This window comes from Hymenobacter convexus (assembly GCF_030580955.1).
GTDB lineage: Bacteria > Bacteroidota > Bacteroidia > Cytophagales > Hymenobacteraceae > Hymenobacter.
In genome coordinates, this window is record NZ_JAUQON010000004.1 from 169,087 (window position 1) to 189,886 (window position 20,800).

The 20,800-nt window shown below is 60.0% G+C and carries 19 protein-coding genes; 9 read left to right on the top strand and 10 right to left on the bottom strand.

Features of this window, described 5'->3' with window-relative positions; all coding sequences use genetic code 11:
• Positions 1–22 precede the first annotated feature (22 nt).
• Positions 23–604, top strand: a complete 582-nt coding sequence (locus Q4S41_RS09930) for a hypothetical protein (protein WP_305030956.1) — start codon at positions 23–25, stop codon at positions 602–604.
• Here the strand turns inward: Q4S41_RS09930 and Q4S41_RS09935 are convergent.
• Positions 588–2,093: a 3' terminal RNA ribose 2'-O-methyltransferase Hen1 gene (locus Q4S41_RS09935; RefSeq protein WP_305030957.1), complete on the bottom strand. Its 1,506-nt coding sequence runs from the start codon at positions 2,091–2,093 to the stop codon at positions 588–590. The two genes, Q4S41_RS09930 and Q4S41_RS09935, sit on opposite strands and share 17 nt — an antisense overlap.
• Positions 2,094–2,234: 141 nt before the next feature.
• On the opposite strand from Q4S41_RS09935, the gene Q4S41_RS09940 reads away from it, so the two are divergent.
• Positions 2,235–2,867: a hypothetical protein gene (locus Q4S41_RS09940; protein WP_305030958.1), complete on the top strand. Its 633-nt coding sequence runs from the start codon at positions 2,235–2,237 to the stop codon at positions 2,865–2,867.
• A 73-nt stretch (positions 2,868–2,940) separates the two neighbouring features.
• On the opposite strand, the gene Q4S41_RS09945 is transcribed toward Q4S41_RS09940, so the two are convergent.
• The 4 genes from Q4S41_RS09945 to Q4S41_RS09960 form a co-directional block, all read right to left on the bottom strand.
• Positions 2,941–4,398 (bottom strand): GH1 family beta-glucosidase, encoded by a 1,458-nt coding sequence (locus Q4S41_RS09945; protein WP_305030959.1) that lies wholly within the window; start codon positions 4,396–4,398, stop codon positions 2,941–2,943.
• A gap of 57 nt (positions 4,399–4,455) precedes the next feature.
• Positions 4,456–5,514: a glycosyltransferase family protein gene (locus Q4S41_RS09950; RefSeq protein WP_305030960.1), complete on the bottom strand. Its 1,059-nt coding sequence runs from the start codon at positions 5,512–5,514 to the stop codon at positions 4,456–4,458.
• Between the two features lie 166 nt (positions 5,515–5,680).
• A complete protein-coding gene (locus Q4S41_RS09955) occupies positions 5,681–6,607 on the bottom strand; it encodes a UDP-2,3-diacylglucosamine diphosphatase (protein WP_305030961.1) in 927 nt (308 codons plus the stop codon).
• A complete protein-coding gene (locus tag Q4S41_RS09960) occupies positions 6,604–6,837 on the bottom strand; it encodes a hypothetical protein (protein ID WP_305030962.1) in 234 nt (77 codons plus the stop codon). Before Q4S41_RS09960 ends, Q4S41_RS09955 begins: the two co-directional genes overlap by 4 nt.
• Before the next feature lie 237 nt (positions 6,838–7,074).
• On the opposite strand from Q4S41_RS09960, the gene Q4S41_RS09965 reads away from it, so the two are divergent.
• From Q4S41_RS09965 to Q4S41_RS09975, 3 genes are all read left to right on the top strand, one after another.
• Complete coding sequence (locus tag Q4S41_RS09965; protein ID WP_305030963.1) at positions 7,075–7,665, top strand: hypothetical protein; 591 nt, start codon at positions 7,075–7,077, stop codon at positions 7,663–7,665.
• Between the two features lie 110 nt (positions 7,666–7,775).
• Positions 7,776–8,912, top strand: a complete 1,137-nt coding sequence (locus Q4S41_RS09970) for a hypothetical protein (protein ID WP_305030964.1) — start codon at positions 7,776–7,778, stop codon at positions 8,910–8,912.
• Positions 8,909–9,277 (top strand): hypothetical protein, encoded by a 369-nt coding sequence (locus tag Q4S41_RS09975; RefSeq protein WP_305030965.1) that lies wholly within the window; start codon positions 8,909–8,911, stop codon positions 9,275–9,277. Before Q4S41_RS09970 ends, Q4S41_RS09975 begins: the two co-directional genes overlap by 4 nt.
• 33 nt (positions 9,278–9,310) lie before the next feature.
• Here Q4S41_RS09975 and Q4S41_RS09980 read toward each other — a convergent pair whose 3' ends face one another.
• Together Q4S41_RS09980 and Q4S41_RS09985 are read right to left on the bottom strand one after the other, a co-directional pair.
• Complete coding sequence (locus Q4S41_RS09980) at positions 9,311–9,823, bottom strand: NUDIX domain-containing protein (RefSeq protein WP_305030966.1); 513 nt, start codon at positions 9,821–9,823, stop codon at positions 9,311–9,313.
• 177 nt (positions 9,824–10,000) lie between these two features.
• Positions 10,001–10,747 (bottom strand): HAD family hydrolase, encoded by a 747-nt coding sequence (locus tag Q4S41_RS09985; protein WP_305030967.1) that lies wholly within the window; start codon positions 10,745–10,747, stop codon positions 10,001–10,003.
• 437 nt (positions 10,748–11,184) lie between these two features.
• Between Q4S41_RS09985 and Q4S41_RS09990 the strand changes: the two genes are divergently transcribed.
• Together Q4S41_RS09990 and Q4S41_RS09995 are read left to right on the top strand one after the other, a co-directional pair.
• Positions 11,185–12,705 (top strand): DEAD/DEAH box helicase, encoded by a 1,521-nt coding sequence (locus Q4S41_RS09990; RefSeq protein ID WP_305031292.1) that lies wholly within the window; start codon positions 11,185–11,187, stop codon positions 12,703–12,705.
• 230 nt (positions 12,706–12,935) lie between these two features.
• Complete coding sequence (locus tag Q4S41_RS09995) at positions 12,936–13,424, top strand: hypothetical protein (RefSeq protein WP_305030968.1); 489 nt, start codon at positions 12,936–12,938, stop codon at positions 13,422–13,424.
• 117 nt (positions 13,425–13,541) lie between these two features.
• Here the strand turns inward: Q4S41_RS09995 and Q4S41_RS10000 are convergent, their stop codons facing one another.
• From Q4S41_RS10000 to Q4S41_RS10005, 3 genes are all read right to left on the bottom strand, one after another.
• Positions 13,542–13,727, bottom strand: coding sequence for a hypothetical protein (locus Q4S41_RS10000; RefSeq protein WP_196284743.1), 186 nt, complete (start codon positions 13,725–13,727; stop codon positions 13,542–13,544).
• Between the two features lie 984 nt (positions 13,728–14,711).
• Positions 14,712–15,371: a helix-turn-helix domain-containing protein gene (locus Q4S41_RS24570; protein WP_369811278.1), complete on the bottom strand. Its 660-nt coding sequence runs from the start codon at positions 15,369–15,371 to the stop codon at positions 14,712–14,714.
• 308 nt (positions 15,372–15,679) lie between these two features.
• Entirely contained in the window at positions 15,680–17,422 is a 1,743-nt protein-coding gene (locus Q4S41_RS10005) for a L,D-transpeptidase family protein (protein ID WP_305030969.1), read from the bottom strand.
• Positions 17,423–17,827: 405 nt separating this feature from the next.
• On the opposite strand from Q4S41_RS10005, the gene Q4S41_RS10010 reads away from it, so the two are divergent.
• Both Q4S41_RS10010 and Q4S41_RS10015 read left to right on the top strand, forming a co-directional pair.
• Positions 17,828–19,651, top strand: a complete 1,824-nt coding sequence (locus Q4S41_RS10010; RefSeq protein WP_305030970.1) for a M1 family metallopeptidase — start codon at positions 17,828–17,830, stop codon at positions 19,649–19,651.
• Positions 19,652–19,745: 94 nt separating this feature from the next.
• The gene (locus Q4S41_RS10015; RefSeq protein ID WP_305030971.1) at positions 19,746–20,669 is read left to right on the top strand and encodes a cyanophycinase; all 924 of its coding nucleotides are present in this window, start codon (positions 19,746–19,748) and stop codon (positions 20,667–20,669) included.
• The last annotated feature ends 131 nt before the right edge of the window (positions 20,670–20,800 follow it).

Genomic DNA, 20,800 nt, shown 5'->3' on the forward strand with positions numbered 1-20,800 from the left:
CATGGCTTGGCATCTTGGCAATATGAAAAATTTGTTAACTGCTTTCTTTTGGGTGTGTATCGGTTTCACATCCTGTAAAACTCAACTATCTGAACGAAAACCATCTATTCAAGCGGTTCAAACAAAGAATCAGACACTAATTGGAGTAAAAGGGCCGAACTTCAAAGGAGCCATATTTACCAAGGAATACCCTTTCCTACTTTTATTTGTGTCTGCTATTGACTCAGTCCAAAGATTCACTCCCTCATTGGCAGAGGTGGAAATTGCGGAAAACTTATTGCGCCATCAATTAAAGACTATAAACAAACGGCGACCAAACCAGCAGGCTGGCAATCCAGTCCTGCATAGGAATCTGCCAAAGTATTTCAGGCAATATGTTGGCTTTATCGATAAGAATGGTGATAAAATAATTCATGTCAACTTCCACTGGAATAGATATAATATTATTGACAGAATAAACAATTATATCTACTTCAACGACAGTAGAATTGATTATGAATCTGATTACTCCATTGTTATGGATGGTGGCAGCTATTATTGGGGAATAAACGCCAACATTACGCAGAGGAAGCTGACAGATTTGAGTGTTAATGGCTTTGGCTAGCAAATTGATTTTGTTCAGATAATCCAAACACCGCCATCTGCGAGGGCGCGCCGACGCCTTCCACCTCCTCTCCCATCCCCACGAGGCGCACCTGATACCCGTGCCGCTCAGCCACGGCGGTGGCCCAGGCCGCGAACTCGGCGCGGGACCATTCGAAGCGGTGGTCGTCGTGGCGGAATTCGCCGACGTTTAGCTTTTCGAAGAGCTGGTTGTAATCGGCGTTGGGGGTGGTGACGAAGACGTGCGCCGGGCGGGCCTGGCCGAACACCACGGCTTCGAGCGCGGCGAGGCGGTTGGGGTCGAGGTGCTCGATGACTTCGACCAGGGCCGCCGCGTCGAAGCCGGCGAGGCGGTCGTCGCGGTAGAGCAGCGAACCCTGGATGAGGTCGAGGCGGGTGCGCTGGCGCGGGGGCATCTCGTCGAGGTGCAGGCGCTGGGCGGCGCGGGCCAGCGCCTGGTGCGACACGTCCATGCCGAGGATGTACTCGATTTTGGGCTGGCGCAGGAGCAGCCGCAGCAGTTTGCCTTCGCCGCAGCCTAGGTCGAGTACGCGCTTGGGGGCGAGTTGGTAGATTTCGTGGGCGACTTGCTGGAGGCGCTGGTCGTGGAGGGACGATTTGGGCTGTAGCGTGGACTCTGCGAGTCCGCGCATTGTATCACTTGGTTGTGCCATTTGCGGCTGCGCAGTTTCTACGGCTCCGCTTGCTTCCTCATCCATGCGCGGACTCGCAGAGTCCACCCTACTGACCTCTTCCCCCTCCATCAGCCGCTCCAGCGTCGGGTTCACATACGCCGCCAGGTAGCGCAGGTACCGCCGCGTGATGAAGCCGCGCTCCGGGTGCTGGGGCAGCCAGTCGCCGCCGCGGTGCAGCAGTTTCTCGGCCTCGTGCTCGCCGATGTAGTAGTGCTTGTCGTTGTCGAGCACCGGGAGCAGGACGTAAAGGTGCGTGAGCACGTCCTGCAGGCGAAGACCGGCGTGGCGCAGGTGCAGGGTGTAGTAGCGGCTGTCGCCCCACTCCTGCACGGTGGGGTCGAGCGGGGTGGTTTCGGTTTCGACCTCGTAGCCCAGCGGCTCGAAGAGGCGGCGCGGCCAGTCGGGGCCGGGCGCGGAGACTACGGCCACTTTCACAGCCAGCGGCAGGGCCTGGGCGGGCAGGTCCGGCTTGTCTTTGCAGGTGCCGTTCATGGCCGTGCCGAAGGCTTTGCTCAGGGCCGCGCTCAGGAAGGACGAGGCCACGTAGGGCCGGTCGTTCACGTATTGCTCCAGGGCAAAGCCTTCGCCGGATGCGCCGGCCCGGCCGCGCACGAGGCCGATTGGGTCGAGGTCGAGCAGCAGGGCGGCGGTGCAGCGCTCGGCGGTGGCTTCGGGGTAGAAGACGTGGGCCTGGCCGCCGGCTACTTCGATGCTCTGCAGGCGTGCGGGATTCTTGTGCAGCAGATAGCCCAGGTCGGTGGCGGGCTGGTAGGTGGTGGAGATGGTGAGGAGCATGGGCGAGACGCGAAATTTCAGGAGGCCGAATGTAGCACGAGGCCGCCCGACGCGGAGCCAAGTTGCGGGCTGCGAAGTAGGTTTGCAGTCTACAAAGCCGCTTTTCCATCGGCTCATCTCCTCTCACCCGCGCTGTTTTCTGTGTCCGATACTATCCCTCCCGCCTCGCCCACCGGCCCGTCCCTCAACGATTTCGCCAGCTTCTACCTCTACGGCCTCACCAACCAGCCCTATCGGCAATCCGATGATTTAACGAAGTTTGGCGCGCTGTACAACCTCGTCATCGGCAACCACGGCGGCCTCGGCATTGCCAGCACGTTCCACCCTTACCAATTAGTAAACCCGGCCGGCCTCACGGTGTGGTACGCGGCCTACGCGCAATTCTACGCCCAGCCCAACCGCCTTGAGCTGTTCGCGGAAATGACGGTGGAAAAGGCTTCTTTCGTGACGGTGCCGCCAGCCTCGTTCGCTGAATTCCACATCTGGCCCGATACCCGCCTCACTACCGACGAGAATCCGATTTTCGGCCGCTTCATTCCCTTCGTCATTCCGTTTCTGGTGCGCAAAGACCCGGAATTATTGCGCTGGGACGCCGAATTTGCTGCCGCTGGGGGCGACAAAAGCCGCCTTCGCCTCTACCTCGACGCCGTGAATGCGGCCATCAAATTTGTGCAGCCCATGCCGGCTTTCGTGCTGGGGTTTGGTGAGTTTGACGAGCAGCAGCCGGAACTACTGATTGAGAAGTTTCTGAGCTGCCGGGATATGCTGCTGTGATGTAGCGTGGACGCTGCGAGTCCGCGCATAGGCGGATGACGGCCGGACGATGCGCGGACTCGCAGCGTCCACGCTACAATTGCTCCGCTACGGTTCTTTGCTGTGCTGCGGCTACCAAAGCGCCGCCCAGAAACCTCTTGTACCAACGCCCCGAATCCTTTAAAATTCGCTCCTGGGTTTCGTAGTCGACGTGGATAAGGCCAAAACGCGGGCCGTAGCCCTCGGCCCATTCGAAATTATCGGTGAGGCTCCAGGCAAAATAGCCGCCTACATTCACGCCTTCGCGCCTGGCCCGCAGGACTTGGCCGATGGCTGCTTCCAGGTAAGCCCGGCGGGCGGCATCGTGCACCCGGCCTTGCGTTGCCACATCTGGGAACGCTGAGCCACTTTCAGTTACCAGCAGTTTTGGCGCATTTGGATAAGCGCCGTACTGTTTCAACATTTGGTAAATCGACTCGGGATAGACTTCCCAGCCCATGTCGGTGTAGGGTACGTTGCGCAGCTTGGCGGGCACTAGCGCAGCCCATTGCAGCGGCAGCCAGGGCGAAAATCTTACCACCTCACGGGTGTAATTCTGGATGCCCCAGAAGTCGAAATCAAAGGCCATGCGCTGTTCGTCGCCGGGCTTTTGGTAGCGCTCCAGCAGCCAGCCCAGGGCCGGCAGTTCGGCCGTGGGGTAGCCCAGGCCGAGGGTAGGCTCCGCAAAAAAGCGGTTCAGCACGGCGTCGGCGCGGCGGGTAGCGGCTTCGTCGTAGCGGTTGCCGGGGCGGTGCGGCGTAAGGTAGGAACACGAAAACGTGGTACCGATTTCAGCCGAACCAGGCAGCAGGGCGCGCAGGGCCCGGCCCCCTTCGGCCTGGGCCAGCGTGGCGTGGTGGGCAGCCGCCAGAAACGCCCCCAGGTGCCGCCGCCCCGGCGCGTGAATGCCCAGCAAGTGGCCGGCGCCCACAAATACCATCGGCTCGTTTATCACCGCCCAGTGCGGCACCCGGTCGCCAAGGCGGCGGGCCATTAGTTGGGCATAATCAGCGAACCAGCCCACAATGCTGCGGTTGGTCCAGCCGCCTTTGGCCTGCAGGGCGCTGGGCAGGTCCCAGTGGTAGAGCGTGAGCATGGGCCGCAGGTCGCGCTCCAGGCAGGCGTCTACCAGCCGGTCATAGTAGTCAAGGCCGCGGCGGTTTACGGCGCCGGTGCCTTCGGGCAGCACGCGCGCCCAGGCCGTCGAGAAGCGAAAATCGGTCAGGCCCATGCCCGCGGCCAGGTCGAGGTCGGTTTCGTAACGGTTGTAAAAATCGGCGGCCACGCGCCCGTGCTCGTTGCGACGGATGGCGCCCTTGCGGCGCGTAAAATCGTCCCAGATGCTAGGGCCCTTGCCTTGGTGCTGCCAGGCGCCTTCCGTCTGGTAGGCCGCCGCCGAGGCCCCCCACCGAAAATCCGCGCCAAAATCGGGGCGGGAAAACGGCAGCGGGGCCGAGGCCGGGTAGAAAGCGGCGGGCAGCGGCTCAGAATAGCTGGGTGGTAGTTTAATCATGCGCGGGGCACGGAAGGGGCGTTTCTTAAAAAGGGTTAACGCAGACAGAAGCGTTAGTTATACATACGGAACGTCATGCTTATTATTGAACACACTGTTCAATTGTCGTCCTGCGCCGCCCGGCAGTTGCTCGTGTAGCAGCTTATCCAATACGTTGGCGGTATGGTCGGGGTAATCAACGGATATTATTTCGTCGCGGTGCAGCCACTGGTCCACCTTGTCCAGGTTTTTGTCTTTGAAGTTTTTGATGACGGGCACGCCCATTTTGGCCAGCGCGGCGGCGTTGCATTGCTGCTCATATTGCTGCTTCATGGGCACCACGAGCAGCTTTTTGCCCAGATAAAGCGCTTCGGCGGGCGTTTCGAATCCGGCGCCGCAGAGCACGCCGGCCGAGCGGGCCAAGCTATCCAGAAACGCCGGGCCGCTCACCGGCCACACCCGCACGTTGCCGTATTGGGCCGGTACCCGGCTGTGCTTGCTGAATACCTCCCAGCGGACGACGCGGCTTAGGTATTGCAGGCGCTCCACCAGAATTTTCTCCTCGAACGCCGGCAGGTACACCGTGTAATGCCCATCGTTCGCGGGGCTTAGCTCGCGCACCTGCTGCCGGATGACGGGCGTGGCAATGCCCGGCGCATAGGCCTGAAAGTGAAAGCCATACTGCGCCGTGCTCGGCGCGTAGTGCTTCAGCACGGCGCGGCCGGCCGGGTCTTCGCGGGCGGGACGCGGGGCGGCGGGGTGCAGCACGGCGCTTTGGTGGCTGAGGGCCACACAGGGCACCTGGCGCATTTTGCAGGCCCAGCTGCTCACGGGCTCAAAATCACTGATAACCAAATCATAATCTTCCACCAGCAGGTGGCGCACCTCGTGCACAAACTTCAGCGAGTTGAACTGCGCGAACGTTTTCACGAAGTTGATGCCGCCCTTCTTGCCAAACACGAAGCCCATACCCTGGGCCTTGTGCTGCACCTCGAAAGGCAGGGGCAAATCGGCGGGCGGGCCGCTAAGCAGGATATCAAGCCGTTCGCAGCGGCTTTGCAGCAGCGGCACCACATCCAGGGCGCGGCTCAGGTGGCCGTTGCCGGTGCCCTGGATGGCATAAAGTATTCGGGACATTGATTTTATGCATTTCCAAACGTCCTGCTTATCTGGCGTCCGCGCAGTCGAAGCATCTCTACCGCAGTAGTTTTCCTTTCAATTGGGATTAGTTGCGCATTAGAGATGCTTCGGCTGCGCGGACGCCAGATAAGCAGGACGTTCGTTTGTTGTTCAACAGTTGCGTTTATGCCCTAATCTTAAACTCGGCCAGCAGCCCTTCCAGCAAGGCGGCCGGGTTGGCGTCGGCCAGTACTTCGGCCGCATCGGCCGCTTCCGCTTCGGTGCTTAGCTGCATGGCCGGGTCTTCGTTGTAATAGTACAGCTGCCAGGCAGCTTCGGGGGTGTATTCCAGCGCGGTCAGGTTTTCGACCCAATCGCCCGAATTTAAGTAAATTACCTCTCCTTTAGGCGTGTGCAGGGTTTTGATTTCGGGCTGGTGAATGTGCCCGCAGGCCACGTAGCGGTAGCCTTCATCGGCGGCGATGGCGGCAGCCGTCTCCTCAAAGTTGCTCACGGCGGCCACGGCGGTTTTCACACGCTCTTTCACCAGCTTGCTAAGGGCCACGCGGGGCCGGCCCAGCTTGCTCAGGCCGTAGTTCACGAAACGGTTGATGAGAATCAGCAAATCGTAGCCGTGGCCGCCGAGCTTGGCCAGCCAGCGCGAATGGCGCATGGTCACGTCGAACACATCACCGTGAAACAGCCAGGTGCGGCCGTGCGGCAGGTCGAGCACCACTTTGTTGGCCAGGCGAAAATGGCCCAGCTTCAGGCCCGCAAACTTGCGCAGCAGCTCGTCGTGGTTGCCGGTTAGGTAATGAATCCGAACGCCTTTGGCGGCCAGGCCGGCCAGGTAGCGCACCACCCGCATGTGGGCCGGCGGCCAGTAGTTTTTGCTGAACTGCCAGATGTCCACGATGTCGCCATTCAGCACCAGCACCTGCGGCCGAATGCTCTTGAGGTAGCGCAGCAGTTCGGTGGCGTGGCAGCCGTAGGTGCCCAGGTGCACGTCGCTGATGACGGCCACCTGCACCCGGCGCTTGCGGCGGGCTTTGGGCCGGGCCGTCGGGGTTATTTCGCTGATTCCGGCCAATGCCGTGGGGGCCGTCCTCATGCGCCCGCTACTTGTGTGAACCGGCCACCCCGCGCGGGACCGGCGCTGCGGCGCGGCCGAATGGCCGGCCCCGGCCGCCGCCGGCCCAGCCCGCCCCCGCCGCCCAGCGCCGAGCGCAGGCTGCCCAGCGTGTGCAGCAAAAACGCGCCCCACAGCGCCAGTTGAAACAATTCATACACGAGCCAGCGCCCCAAACGGCGCAGCCCCGAAATCAAGGCCGGGAAGTACATAGCAGGCTAATGTTAAAGCGCGTGAAAATCCTGCTCTCAAAGTTCGGCGGGCCTTGTGATGCCTTGATTACGGCCGGGTTACGCTTGCGTCAAGCATCCGGCCCGCCCCGACGCAGCCGGGAGAGGCCGCCATTGAAATGCCGTATTCTGCGTCGCAACCCGTTTATTTGTTGGTTCAAATAGCTGGAATTCAGCCCCCATTTTCATTTCCTTATTTCTATTTGCACTTCCACCCTGATGCATCCTTTTTCCTCCGCGATTCGTCGTTTTCTACCCCTGATTTTTCTGTGCCTGTGCACGGCCGCTGCGGTAGCGCAGCCCACGGGCAAAGCCGCCAAAGGCCGCAAGCGCTACACCTTTGCCCAGCGCGACGCCGTGTCGCCCTACGTGCAAAACGTGACCAAAAACACCGATGAGGAGCAGGAAGTCGACGGCTCCTTCACCCGCCTCGGCTACCGCTCCTACGCCGACATGCTCACCGAAATCGACGCCCTGCGCAAGCTCAAGGACTGGGCCGATACCACCTACCAGCGCCGCCTGGCCGCCATTCCGCCCGGGGGCGCGCTGCTCGTCACCATCCACCGCCAGGGCCCGAAAGGCGCCGAGCTGTCCAACCTCACCCTCACCGTCACCGACAAAGCCGGCAAGGAAGTACTGGCCCAAACCCTGGCCCCCGGCGCCGGCCGCTTCTTCGGCCGCGACCTCTACCAGGCCCAGCGCCTCATTCCCTTCCCCAAAATGGCCCCGCAGGAGCTCAACGTGAGCATCCGCGACGCCAAGCTCTACCAAACCTTCGACTACACCCTGACGCTGCCGGCCGCGCAGTAACTCATTTGCAGCGTCTCTGAAGGGGCGACACTTGCGGCGGCAGGTGTCGCCCCTTTCTTTTATACCCCACTCGCAAACAATAACCGGGCGTTTCTCACGCTTGATGCTCCATGAAGCGCAAAAAGGTATTGATAACGCTACTGTTGCTGTTGTTGTGGAGCCTATTCAGTTTCCCAGCCTACCGCTACCCGGCCGAATCCAACCTGCGCCGCAAGGCGAATTACCTGGCGCGCATCGTGAGCACCCCTGAAAGCGAATCCACGGAACTAGCTGCGCTGGGCAACGCCGAATGGTCTTTGTTTTCGATGTCGTACGCGGCCTATGCATTCACTAACATGGCGCAGCTCGATAGCAGCTTCCGGCCCGAAGCCGCGCAGTATACCCGGCTGGCCATCGGCCGAATGCTGACGGGCACCATCGCGCAGGCCTTCCGCAACCCTGAATCCGCCGCCGCTGCCGACTCTGTGACCTCCGTGCTTTATCTCGGCCACCTCAACCTGATGCTGGGCTGCCACCGCCTGCTCGACTCGGCCTCGCCTTACCGGGCGCTGCACGACTCCCTTTCGGCCACGCTTTGCCGGCGCCTCGCCGCCGCGCCCAACCATTGCCTCGAATCCTACACCGGCGGCGTGTGGGTGCCCGACAACACCGTGGCCCTGGCCTCACTACAGCTGCACAGCGACCTGACGGGCAGCCCTTACCGCGCCTTTTGCCGGCAATGGGTGGCCTACGCCCGCCAGCACCTCACCGATTCGGCCACCGGCCTGCTCCTCTCTAAGCCCCGCACCCGCTTCCACGCCGCCGAGGAGCCGCGTGGCTCCCACCTGGGTTGGAGCATCAGCTTCCTCTACCGCTTCGCCCCTGCCTTCGCCGCCGAGCAATACCGGCTTTACCAGCAGCATTTCAGCACCAATTTCGGCGTCATCCGGCTCTACCGTGAGCGCAAAGGCAGCTACGAAACCAGCGAGGGCGACGTCGACAGCGGCCCCCTGATTCTGGGCTACAGCATCCCGGCCAATGCCTTCGCCTTCGGCAACGCCGTGGCCCTGCGCGACTGGCGCAACGCCCAGCGCCTGCGCCGCGTCATCCGCTTCGGCAGCCGCGAGCACGAAAACCCGGTGGAACTGCACTACGGCGTGCGCTTCGTGGATTTGCCCGTCAGCCCGCTGGCCGAGGCGCTCTTACTGAATGCCGAAACAATGACGCCGTGGCAAAATTTCTCCTCGTCACTTTCAGCCAGAAAATGAATTACTTTGGTGTAGAGATATTTGACGGAATTCCCCAGAAAGATTTATGCCTGGAAGAGGGAGTTTCTCTGGAAGACCAATGGTTTCATCTGACACAGGATGTGACGTGTATAAAGTATTCCATTCACGGAGTACTAGAATTCTATCTCGATGTTGGCTGGTATCCTGACACTGAAATCACGCCGGAATCAGGCTTTAAAATCGAGGTCATGGAAGCTCTCATTACAGATGGGGGGATTTTCTATCGGAAAGAAGCTGGAACTGTTGCAGAGATGAAGCAATGCCTGGCCGAAGCCGCTACCCTGATATACTCTTTTAATGAACTGACAATTAGCAAAATTCTGCAGAAAGCCTGCAACAGTTAGTCTCAGCTACAGTGCATCGGTCTGAGTTCAGAACTACCGCCGCAGCCGCACCCACTGCACGGCTATCACCGTCTTGGCGTCGCGCAGGGGCGTAGCCAGCAGCGCTTCCCAGCTGAGCTCTACCATTTCAATGTTTTCGTTTTCCTCCAATAGCCCGCCCCCGGCGCCAGGGCGGTGGCTCACTTCGGCATAATACACCGTGATTTCCTCCGAGCTGGTGCCCGGCGAGGGCCAGATGCACACAATTTCTTCCAGCTTGTCGATTTCGTAGCCCAACTCTTCGTGAATCTCGCGGCGCACGGCCGTTTCGGGCGCTTCGCCCTTGTCAATCATGCCGGCGGCAATTTCCAGCAGCTCCGCCTCCGGACCGACGCGGAACTGGCGGGTGAGCACGTACACCTGCCGGTCCGTGTCGTAAACCAGCGCGGCTACCGCCTTGCCGGGCGCAAACTGCTCGCGCCGGAGCCGGTGCTCGCCGTCCTGCACAATGAGTTGATTGACTTTGTAATGGCCGTCGAAAACGCGGCAGCGCTCGATAATCTGCATGATGAAAAGGGGGAGTTGGAAGGGTCTGAGTTGTTTGAATGAGCCGGCGAAAGAACGTCATGTCGGGCTTGCCGAGACATCTCGCGTGCCACCACTATTTCTATTTGATTGGATTGCTACTGCACGCGAGATGTCTCGGCAAGCTCGACATGACGCGCCAGATGGCATCTACTATTTCTAGTCCTCGGCATCAATGATTTTACGCAATGCGTCCTCCAATGGCTCAAAGGTGCTGATTTCCGCCACGTGAGGCAAGGGCCGCGCCGCCCCCAGCCGGTTGACCCACACCGGCCGAATGCCCACGGCCAGCGCCCCCAGCACATCGGCCCGCCAGTTGTCGCCCACCAAAACGGTTTCACTGGGGCGGGCGCCCAGACGCTGCATCGCAACCTCGAAAATTTGCGCGTCGGGCTTGGGCACGCCCACTTCTTCGGAGGTTACGAGGGCATCTACCAAGTCTGTCATGCCCAGGAAGGCCAGTTTCTCCTCCTGCTCGGCCGTGCGGTTATTCGTCACAATGCCAATGCGATAATCGGGCTTAAGCGCCTGCAGGAGGGCCCGCGCCCCGGTCACAGGCTGGCGCATCAGCGGGTAGTGAAGTTGATTGGCTCGCACAAAATCGTCGACTTCCCCAGGCGTAGCGGCTGGCCAGTACGGCGTTAGCAGGCGCTCGAAGCGCAGGCGACGGGCCTCGTCATAGGAGTAGCGGCCTGCCATTAGCAGGGCGTGGTATTCTTCCAGCAATTCGCTGTAGAGTTGATAAAATGGCTCAAAATCGACGGTCTGGAAGAACGGCAAGGGGGCTGCGCTGGCCCGCAGCGAGGCCCGTGCCGTGGCAATGTGGTCGAATAGGGTATCGTCCAAATCGAATAAAACCGTCGTTAAACGCGGAGTCGAAGGCAAAATTTCGATTTTTAGTGACATGATTGTCAGGGGACGCCAGTTGGTAAAAGGTGGTATTCCGGCCAATTATCAGCAAAATTGGCCAGTACGCGAGGTTGAGCGGTACTGCAGCCCTTCATTCAATTAGGCCCAAACCGACAAACGGGTTTGTGTGTTGTACCTTTGTTGAAACCAGGGCCGCCGTCGGAGCAGCCCGCTGCCCGGCCGCGTCGGGCAAAGCCCCGCGCCTCGGCTGTCTCCGCGAAGCAAGCGCACCTCACTCCAATTCCTCTTCATTTTGGGAATCGGTCGGCCTCCGACGAGCCGCCCACCCTCCCCACGCCCGGCCTTTGCCCGCGTGGCCATGCCCGCCTATGCTACGGCGTAGGCTGAACTACTCACTTTGCAGGCCATTGCTTGCCACCATTTTATCGCGGCAGCTCTTGCGCTTGCCCGGTACGCCCTACTTACCCCTCAACATGACGTTTGACGAGTTAAACCTGATTGACCCCATTCTCAAAGCCCTCAAAGAAGAAGGCTACACCACCCCTACTCCCATCCAGGAGCAGGCCATTCCCCACGTGCTCGAAGGCAAAGACCTCCTCGGCGTGGCCCAAACCGGCACCGGCAAAACGGCGGCTTTCACCGTGCCCATCCTGCAGGTGCTGCACCGCACGGCCCAGTTGTCGAGCCACGCGCGGGGTGCCATCCGCTGCCTCGTGCTCACGCCTACCCGCGAGCTGGCCATTCAAATCAACGAAAGCTTTGGCGCCTACGGCCGCCATTTGAGCCAGATTCGCCACACCGTTATTTTTGGCGGCGTTAGCCAGGGCTCGCAGGTTGCGGCCCTCAAGCGCGGCGTGGAAGTGCTGATTGCCACGCCTGGACGCCTGCTCGACCTCATGAACCAGGGCTTTGTGGACCTGCGCCAAATCGAAGTATTCGTGCTTGATGAAGCCGACCGCATGCTCGATATGGGCTTCATCAACGACATCAAGCGCATTCTGCCCAAGCTGCCCGCCAAGCGCCAGACCCTGTTTTTCTCGGCCACCATGCCCGGCCAGATTCAGGAACTGGCCAGCACCATCCTGCGCCCCAACCCCGTGCGCGTGGCCGTGACGCCCGTGAGCAGCACCGCCGATACCGTTACCCAATCGGTGTACCTTGTTGAGAATAACGACAAGCCCGCCCTGCTCCGCCACATTCTGGAAGACAAAGGCATTAAGCGCGTGCTCGTGTTCACCCGCACCAAGCACGGCGCCGACAAGGTGGTGAAAGCCCTGGCCGCCAATTCCATTCCGGCCGAAGCCATCCACGGCAACAAAAGCCAGAACCACCGCCAGCGCGCCCTCTCCAACTTCAAAGCCGGCAGCACCCGCGTGCTGGTGGCCACCGACATCGCCGCCCGCGGCATCGACGTGGACGAGCTGACCCACGTCATCAACTACGAAATCCCCAACGAGCCCGAAACCTACGTGCACCGCATCGGCCGCACCGGCCGGGCCGGCGCTTTCGGCACCGCGTTTTCATTCGTTGAAGACGAGGAGCGTGCCTACCTGCAGGATATCCAGAAGCTCATCAGCCGCCAGATTGACGTCGAAGCCGAGCATCCGTTTGTATCGGGCCGCATCAAGCCGGTGATGCTGCATGGCAACGAGCGCATCATTCGGCCCAAAGGCCCGGCGGGTCGTCCGGCCCGCTCCGGTCCCCGCGAGGGCGGCCAGGGCGGTGGCAGTCGTTCGGGCGGAGGCCAGGGCGGTGGAGGCCGCTCGGGTGGCGGCCGTGGCGGCGAGCGCCCCAGCGGGGGCGGAAACAGCGGCGGCCGGCCCAGCGGCGAGCGTAGCCGTCCGGCCGCGCCCGCTAGCACCGGACAGTCCGATACCGCGCGTCGCTTTGGTAGCGGCGGCGCCCGCGTGAATGTGGGCGGCAACCGTGAAGGCGGCGACCTCGGCGGTCGTCGCCGGGGCGATGCCGGCGGTACGCGCCGCGGCTCATTCTAAGCAACAGGCTTAATCAGGCCGTCATGCTGAGCAAAGTCGAAGCATCTCTACCGTGGGAGTAATCCAGTCGATTCAACGAAGCGGTAGAGATGCTTCGACTTTGCTCAGCATGACGGCCTTTTCCAAGTAATCAGCCCTAAAAAGCAGCAAGACCCGGAAAACTTTTTCCGGGTCTTGCTGCTTTTTAGGGCTGATTACTTGCTTTTTCTGCGAATAATTCCTCCGTTATTATGGCCCAACCCACGCTTCCCGTCATCCAGGCCCTGCGCGACACGGCCCAGCGCCTCGCCACCCAAGCCCCCTACCAGTGGGGCCACATGGGCAGCTGCAACTGCGGCCACCTGGCTCAAACCATCACGCAGCTCACCAAAGCCGAAATCCACGCCCGGGCCATGCAGCGCTACGGCGACTGGGAACGCCAGATAATCGACTACTGCCCCACCAGCGGCCTGCCCATCGACCAGACCATCGACGAAATGCTGGCCCTCGGCTTCAGCCGGCGCGACCTCACCCACCTCGAACGCATTTCCGACCCCGCCATCCGGGCCGCCATCCCGTTCGAGCGCCGCGACGCCCTGCGCCACAACCAGCGCGACGACGTAGTGCTCTACCTCCGCACCTGGGCCGATTTGCTGGAGCGCGACCTGCTGGCCGGCATCAGCCTGCCCAGCTTCGATGTGGCCCCCGAGCCGCACCCCGTCCTGGCCGTGGCCCGCTAGGCAGCCCCCTTGAGCGAAGGCCCCGCGCCCATAACAAAGAAAGCCCCCGCCAAAAATCTGGCGGGGGCTTTTTGCTTTATCGAAAGTCAGCAGCGGAATGGAAGCCGGCTGCGCTTGTTAGTTGCGGGTCACGTTGGAGCGTTGGGCTTCGCGGTAGCCTTCGGCCCGGTGGGCGCGCTTATAGGCGGCATCGGCGGAAGGGTCTTTTTCAGCCTCGGCGGCATCGGGGGCCTGGGAACAGGAGGCCGTCAGGAGCATGGCCGTAGCGGCGGCCAACCAAAGATTCGTGCGGGTCAGTTTCATGCTGCGAAGGTAACCCAGCGCCGTCAATTGAACAACCGCACCGCCCGCACTCCGCCATTGTCCGCAACGTAGAGCAGCGTTGGTTAAAAGGAATGCGACAAGGTGCGAAAGCGCAATTATCAGTATGAGGGCCTTGACAGTTTATTTACAATTGACAATTCCGCCAATACACTGCCCCAACCACCAGCCCGCCTAAGTTATTGCTGCCAGACGCACCATCCTGCTTTTGGTGCCTACACCCGTACTGTGGATGCCCATCTACGGTTGGACAAGCTATATGCTCAGTTCCTTCAATTCAGGAGAGAAAGTGCGCTCAGCTGCTTAGCAACACGCATTTTCGCCCATTCAGCATACTATCACTTTAAGAACTAAAGGAAGTGTCAAAATGCTTAGCACAGTATGCGTTGTGCTTATAACTAAGCATGAAAAACCTCATCTCACAAAATGAGCAGTTCACCATCCAAACAAGAATCAATCTCCCTTTAAAATGACCATCTGCACACCTCATTCCACCATTGCGTTAGCTTGCTATATTTTGCTGATTATTAGCAAATTATGAAAAATAAAAACTTATAATTGCAAACCCCAACGAACCTTCTATAAAAATTAGCAAGCGCAAGAAATCAATATAATAATTCACGATTGCGCAGCAGTGATTCTATCGGGAGAAAATAACGTCCTATTCACCACCCTGCCAAATAGCATTACGGCAAGTTATGTGCGTTTGGAGCCACGCAGCAAACGCTCAATGGTTTTCCCGCAATATCTTTCATCAAGCCATCTAAGGAAGCTGGGCGATGAGCAGAAACAGGCTTGTCCGCATATAGCCCCGATGTATTGACAAGACTCAAAACCGGGCAGGTGCACACCCTATATATTGCTCCTGGCTGTACAGCTTATTCTACAGAAGCACGCCCCAGGTTGGCCCGGTGAGAATAACCGAACCAACCCGGGGCGTGCCTATACAGTGCTTGGCCGGAGAATTTATTCGGGCTGAAAGTCGGCAAAAGAGCCGTCCCGATAGAAAATCACAATCCGCCGAATCGGCTTATCTGAACCGGCCAGCAACGCAGCAGCTGGGGTGGGTTGAACTACGCTGGCTGGTTCAACAGCAACCGGCGAGGCTGGAGCTAGCATAGGGGCAGGCTCGTCGGCTGGGGACGGGGAGCTTGCAGGCGGTACTTCCTTGTTACCAAGCTCAGAAGCTGGCTTCCTGGAGGTAAAGCGCTTAGGAATGGTTCGACTCGCTGTTACAGCGCCTCCAATCGGCGCACTGACGCTCTGCAACGAAGGCTGACGGTTTTTTACGGGCTTTGCGGCAGCGCTTGCCACCAGTTCGGGGGCGATAATTGAGGCAGGTTCCGGCACTTTAGCCGGCTCAACAGGCTGGGGAACAAGCACTGGGCCACCACCAGATACTGCACTGGTTGCTTCCGCGACAAGCATAGGACCTGTACCATTAAGGAGCCAGGCAATTGATAAGTCTGGCATAGCCGCCAGTATCCGTTGCACCACCTCCAAGCTGGGCTTATTCCGACCCGACAGAATGTGACTCACAATGGGCCGCGCAATGCCAATGGCATCCGCGAACTGCGTAGGAGAAAGCTGCCGGGCTTCCAGCAATAACCTGATGCGCTCAACCATTTGCACGTTTTAAGTTACAAATGTAAGAATGATTACTTCAGAAGTGAGATGGAGAGTTGAAATCATTAGTTTACATAAATGCACGAATTCAATACCACGCATTACACACAATAGTAAACAGCCCTTTATTTACGGTAGCAGGAGTCAATACAAATACATTTGTTACCAGGTGATTTTAGATTGGGAAGGCCTGCCAAAGGAAGGCTACATGCAAAAAGCCCGGCCGCCAAAGGCGACCGGGCTTTGCAAGTGAGGACTAAAGCGTGAGACGTTTCCCCTCTCCAATTGTCAGGAGTGGCCTTGTCTGACTAATCAAAAAATTCCTTAGCCAAGGTTTTATCGTGGCCATAGATGTCATCCCGGAAGTGAGGGTGGCCGTCAGCGTCGGCCCAGGCGGTGAAATACACCAGGTAAACGGGCAGTTTTTCTTTCAGGGTAACATACTTCTCGCGGTGGGTGGCGATGCTATCCAGGATGGTGGCCTGGTCCCAACCGGGCTTGTCGCGCAGCAGGTAGGTAGCCAGTTTGATGGGTTCCTTCACCCGCACGCAGCCGTGGCTAAAGCTGCGGGCACTCTGCGAAAACAGCGCGTCGTGCGGCGTGTCGTGCAGGTAGATATCGTTCGAGTTGGGGAAGATGAACTTCACATCGCCCAGGTCGTTGTCGGGGCCGGGGCGGCGGCGCAGGGTGTACTTGAAGGTGGTCTGGGTCACGTTGGCCCAGTCAACGGTGGTTGGGTCGATGACTTTGGCCTTGCGTCCGCTGCCCTTCACTACCTCCATATTGAGGCGGTCGAGCGTGCCCACGGGGTCGGCCACGAGCTTGGGCCGCATCTCGTTTTCGATGATGCTGAAGGGCACATTCCAGTACGGCGCCAGCACCACGTACTCCATCTTATCGCTAAAAATGGGCGTCTCGTGGAGCACTTTGCCCACGATGACAGGCATCGAAAACGCCTCCTTGTCATTCTCCACTACGTGCAGCGTGTACTCCGGAATGTTCACCAAAAGGTAGTTCGGCTCGAAGCGTTTGGGAAGCCAGCGCCAACGTTCCATGTTCAGGATGAGCTGGTCGATGCGGGCGCCGATGGGTACGTTGAGCTGGCGCAGGGTCTCCCCGGCAATCACGCCATCGGGTTTCAGGCCGGCATCCTGCTGGAATAGCTTGACGGCAGCCACCAGTTCGGGGTCGTAAGTATAGGCCGCCGGGGCCGCGCCAATGCGCGCCGAATCGGCAGGGGGCGTGCTGGCGGCCTCGCCGCCGGCGCTGTTGAGCAGGCGCTTGCGCAGGGCCGCGACGGCCGGCGAAGACTGCCCGGGCTTCAGCTTTAAACCCGCGGGCAAAGCAGGCCAGCCGCCCGCTCGCTCTTGGGCGCGGTAGGTAGCCAGCGCCTTTTTCAGCTGGTCGTATTCGGGGTGAAGAGGAGCAAATTCGTAGTAGTTGTAGCGGCTTTTCCGCTCGCCCAGAAAGGTCATCAAGGCCTTGTTGAGCTTGATTTTATTGGGTTTTACCTGCCAGGTGGTGCTCTTCAGGTCGCGCGGGTTGGCCGCGCCGCGGTAATAATCCGACGCCCATTTCATATAAGTACCGGTCAGGGCCACGTCAATTTCACGCTCCAGGGCCGTGCGCTTCAACGAATCGGACCGGGCCTGGTCTAGTTGATTGAATAAAGCCTTGAAGTCTTTAACCTGATAGTCTTTAGGGTTTAATCCCTCATCTGCTGCTTTAGCAATAATATCCTGCAAAGACTTGACCTGCGGCACGGGTTGGTGGTCTTTAAACCAGCCGAGGCGAAACTGACGGTCCCGGTAAAACCGACGGGCGGGCAGCAGCTGCGCCTTGAACTGCGGCTGGGCGCGCAAGGTGTTGATGACGTAGGTGCTGTCGATGAGAGGCTGGGGACCGAGCTCACGCACGGCCGCGGCGCCGGCAGCGCTGCTGCCTTCCGCCGACTGGCTGCCGTCGGAGCCGCAAGCCTGCAGGGTGGTGCCGCCCACGAGGGCCGCAAGCAGCACCCAGAGGAGCGAAGAAAAACGAAGGAATAATGACATTGAAAGGAATGAAGCGAACAAAAAATGGCCCTCGGACAACTGCCGGGGGCTGGGCGTTGTACTGCCAAGCTTATTGGGAAGTTGCGACGGACCCGCCCGCTGGCTGTCCGGCCGCAAATTACACCCTGGTGAGGCACAGCCCGCTATTGCAATGCCCGTAATCTTGCCAACTTCGTACCACTACAGGCTGCCTGAGCCCACTGTCACTGATTTGGACACACTTAATACACTCACTATCAGCAGCATCAACCCAACCTTGTGCCACTCAAATACGGCCAATGCAAATAGTTGCCGTGCTCGGGTGCTCACATAACCGGGTAAAGTTCTTCTTGTCCTGCTGTCCGAAGCGCCCACTTTCTGAAATCCAGCAATTCCTTGCCTGCCTCTCGGCAGCAGCCCCCATTTATGGCTTCTCCCTTTTCTCAACCGGAACCCCTGCCCCATGACCCGCACAGCTACGCCAGCCAAAGCCCGGTGCGGGTTCGCCATCTGGAACTGGACTTGTCCGTCGACTTCGCTACCCGTACGCTGGCTGGCACCGCAACCTGGCAACTGATTGACGCCGCGCAGGCGGCCGCGGTGACTCTCGACACCCGGGACCTGACCATTGAGGGCATCGAATGCCTCGACGGGGCAGGAAATGCATCGGCTACGACCTTTACGCTGGGGCCGGCCGATGCGGTGCTAGGTCAGGCGTTGAGCGTGGCGCTGAAGCCCGAAACCGCGGCCATCCGCATTCGCTACCGGACGGCGGCCACGGCGGCGGCCCTGCAGTGGCTGGAGCCCGCCCAGACGGCCGGAACCCAGCCGTTTCTTTTCACGCAGTCGCAGGCCATCCTGGCCCGCACCTGGCTGCCGTGCCAGGACTCGCCCGGCATCCGCTTCACCTATGCGGCCCGGGTGCAGGTACCCGCGCATCTGCTCGCGCTGATGAGTGCCGGCAACCCGCAGCAGCTCGACCCCAATGGGACGTATCGGTTTGAGATGGCCCAGCCCATTCCGGCCTACCTCATGGCGCTGGCCGTAGGCGACCTGGCCTTTGCGCCGCTCAGCGGCCGCACCGGGATTTATGCCGAGCCGGCCACTTTGCCTACGGCCACTTACGAATTTGCCGACCTCGAAAAAATGGTGGCGGCGGCCGAGCAGCTGTATGGTCCCTATCGGTGGGAGCGGTACGATTTGCTGGTGCTGCCTCCCTCTTTCCCCTTTGGTGGAATGGAAAACCCGAGATTAACATTTGTTACACCAACCATTCTGGCGGGCGACCGCAGCCTGACCACTCTGGTGGCGCACGAGCTGGCGCACTCGTGGTCGGGCAACCTGGTTACAAATGCAACCTGGAATGATTTCTGGTTGAACGAGGGATTTACGGTGTATTTCGAGCGGCGCATCATGGAACATTTATATGGCCCCGATTATGCCGACATGCTCCAGGTGCTGGGCCGAGCTGAGTTGCACCACACCATTGAAGACATCGGGGTTTCGAGCCCCGACACGCATTTGCACCTCGCCCTGGCCAGCCGCGACCCCGACGAAGGACTCACCGAAATAGCGTATGAAAAAGGCTGCGCTCTGCTCCTAACCCTCGAGTCGCTGGTGGGGCGCACCCGGCTCGACGCCTTTATTAAGGAGTATTTCGCCCGCTTCAGCTTTCAGGCCATGGACACGGCAACCTTCCTGCACTACCTCCGCGCCGAACTGCTGGACCCAGAGCCGGGCCTCGAAGCAAAGCTGAACTTGGCAGCCTGGGTGGAGGGGCCCGGCCTGCCCGGTAATGCGCCGGCCGTCACCTCCCAGCGCTTCGCGGCGGTAGACCAAGAGTTGGCCCGCCTGAATGACGGCGTCGCGTCCGTCTCCCTCCTGCCGGCCACGGCCGACTGGAGCAGCCACGAGTGGGTGCATTTCCTGCACGGCCTGCCAGCCTCACTCTCGTCTCACCAGTTGGCCGACCTCGACGCGGCATTTCATTTCACAACTTCGGGCAACGCCGAAATACTGGCGGCCTGGTTTCCGCTCACGCTGCGGGCAGGGTACGCGCCGGCCGATGCGGCGCTGGAAAAATTTCTGCTCCACGTGGGGCGACGCAAGTTTCTGGTGCCGCTATACCGGGCGCTGCTGGCCACGCCCGGTGGCGCCCGGCGGGCCCGCGAAATTTATGCCCGCGCCCGGCCCAACTATCATTCGGTGGCCACCGGCACGCTTGATGCGCTGCTGGCAGAGCACCAATAAGCGCCTCCGGCCCGAACTTTGCCCCTGGCTTGGGCCGCTGCCGCTCCGGCGGCGTTTACTTTTGCATCTTCCCGCTATATAAATAAGGTATCCGTTGAAAACCATCATTCCGCTTGGCAAGCTCATCGCCGTGGGCGGCAACGAGGACAAGGGCACGTACCCCAACCCCCGAACCCGCCGCAAGTACTACCTCAACTTTTTCGAGTTGGGCATTCTCAAGCGTATCGTGCTCGAAACCGGCAAGGTCGACCCGCGCATCGAAGTCGTGACCACCGCCTCGATGATTCCGGAGGAAGTTGGGCCGATTTACACGGGCTCTTTCGCCATGCTGAACTGCCTGAATGTGGGCATCATGGACATTCGCACGCCCGAAGACGCCCGGCAGCCCGAGTACTTGGAGCGCATGTTGGCGGCCGACGTCATCATGTTTTCGGGCGGCAACCAGTCGCGGCTGCGCGAGATGTTCGGCGAAACCGACTTTCTTGACCGCATGATTCAGCGCTACTACGCCGAGCCGCACTTCGTGATTGCCGGCACAAGCGCCGGAGCCATGGCCATGTCGCAGCACATGATTCGGGGCGGCTCGGTGCCCGATGCGCTGCTGAAAGGCGCCGTGAAAATGGGCAGCGGCCTGGGCTTGCTGCCGGCCGCCATCGTCGACTCGCACTTTGTGAAGCGCGGCCGGTTTGGGCGTCTCATCGAGGCGGTAGCGCTGCACCCCAAGCTCATCGGCATTGGCCTGGGCGAGGACACCGGCGTGCTCATCACCCAAGGCAATTGGGTCGAAACCATTGGCTCTAACCTGGTTATCATCCTCGACGGGCACGACATCCAGCACAATAACGCCGCCGCGGCCAAGAAAGGCACGGTGCTTTCCATCGAAAACGTGACCATGCACGTGCTGGCCAAAGGCAACGTGTACGACATGCGCGAACGAAAATTCTACGCCAGCAAAGAGGCCCTCCCGATTCCGGCTACTTCGGTGGTTACCTCCGAGCCGGCTGCCACGGCCAGCTAGCCCCCGCTAACCTGATTTAAAAAAGCCCGCTTATCGGTTCGATGAGCGGGCTTTTTGTTGCAAACATTGTCAACGGTTCCTGGCAACCGTATGAGGTTTTCGCCTTGCTTTGCCAATTCAGTTGTCGCAAG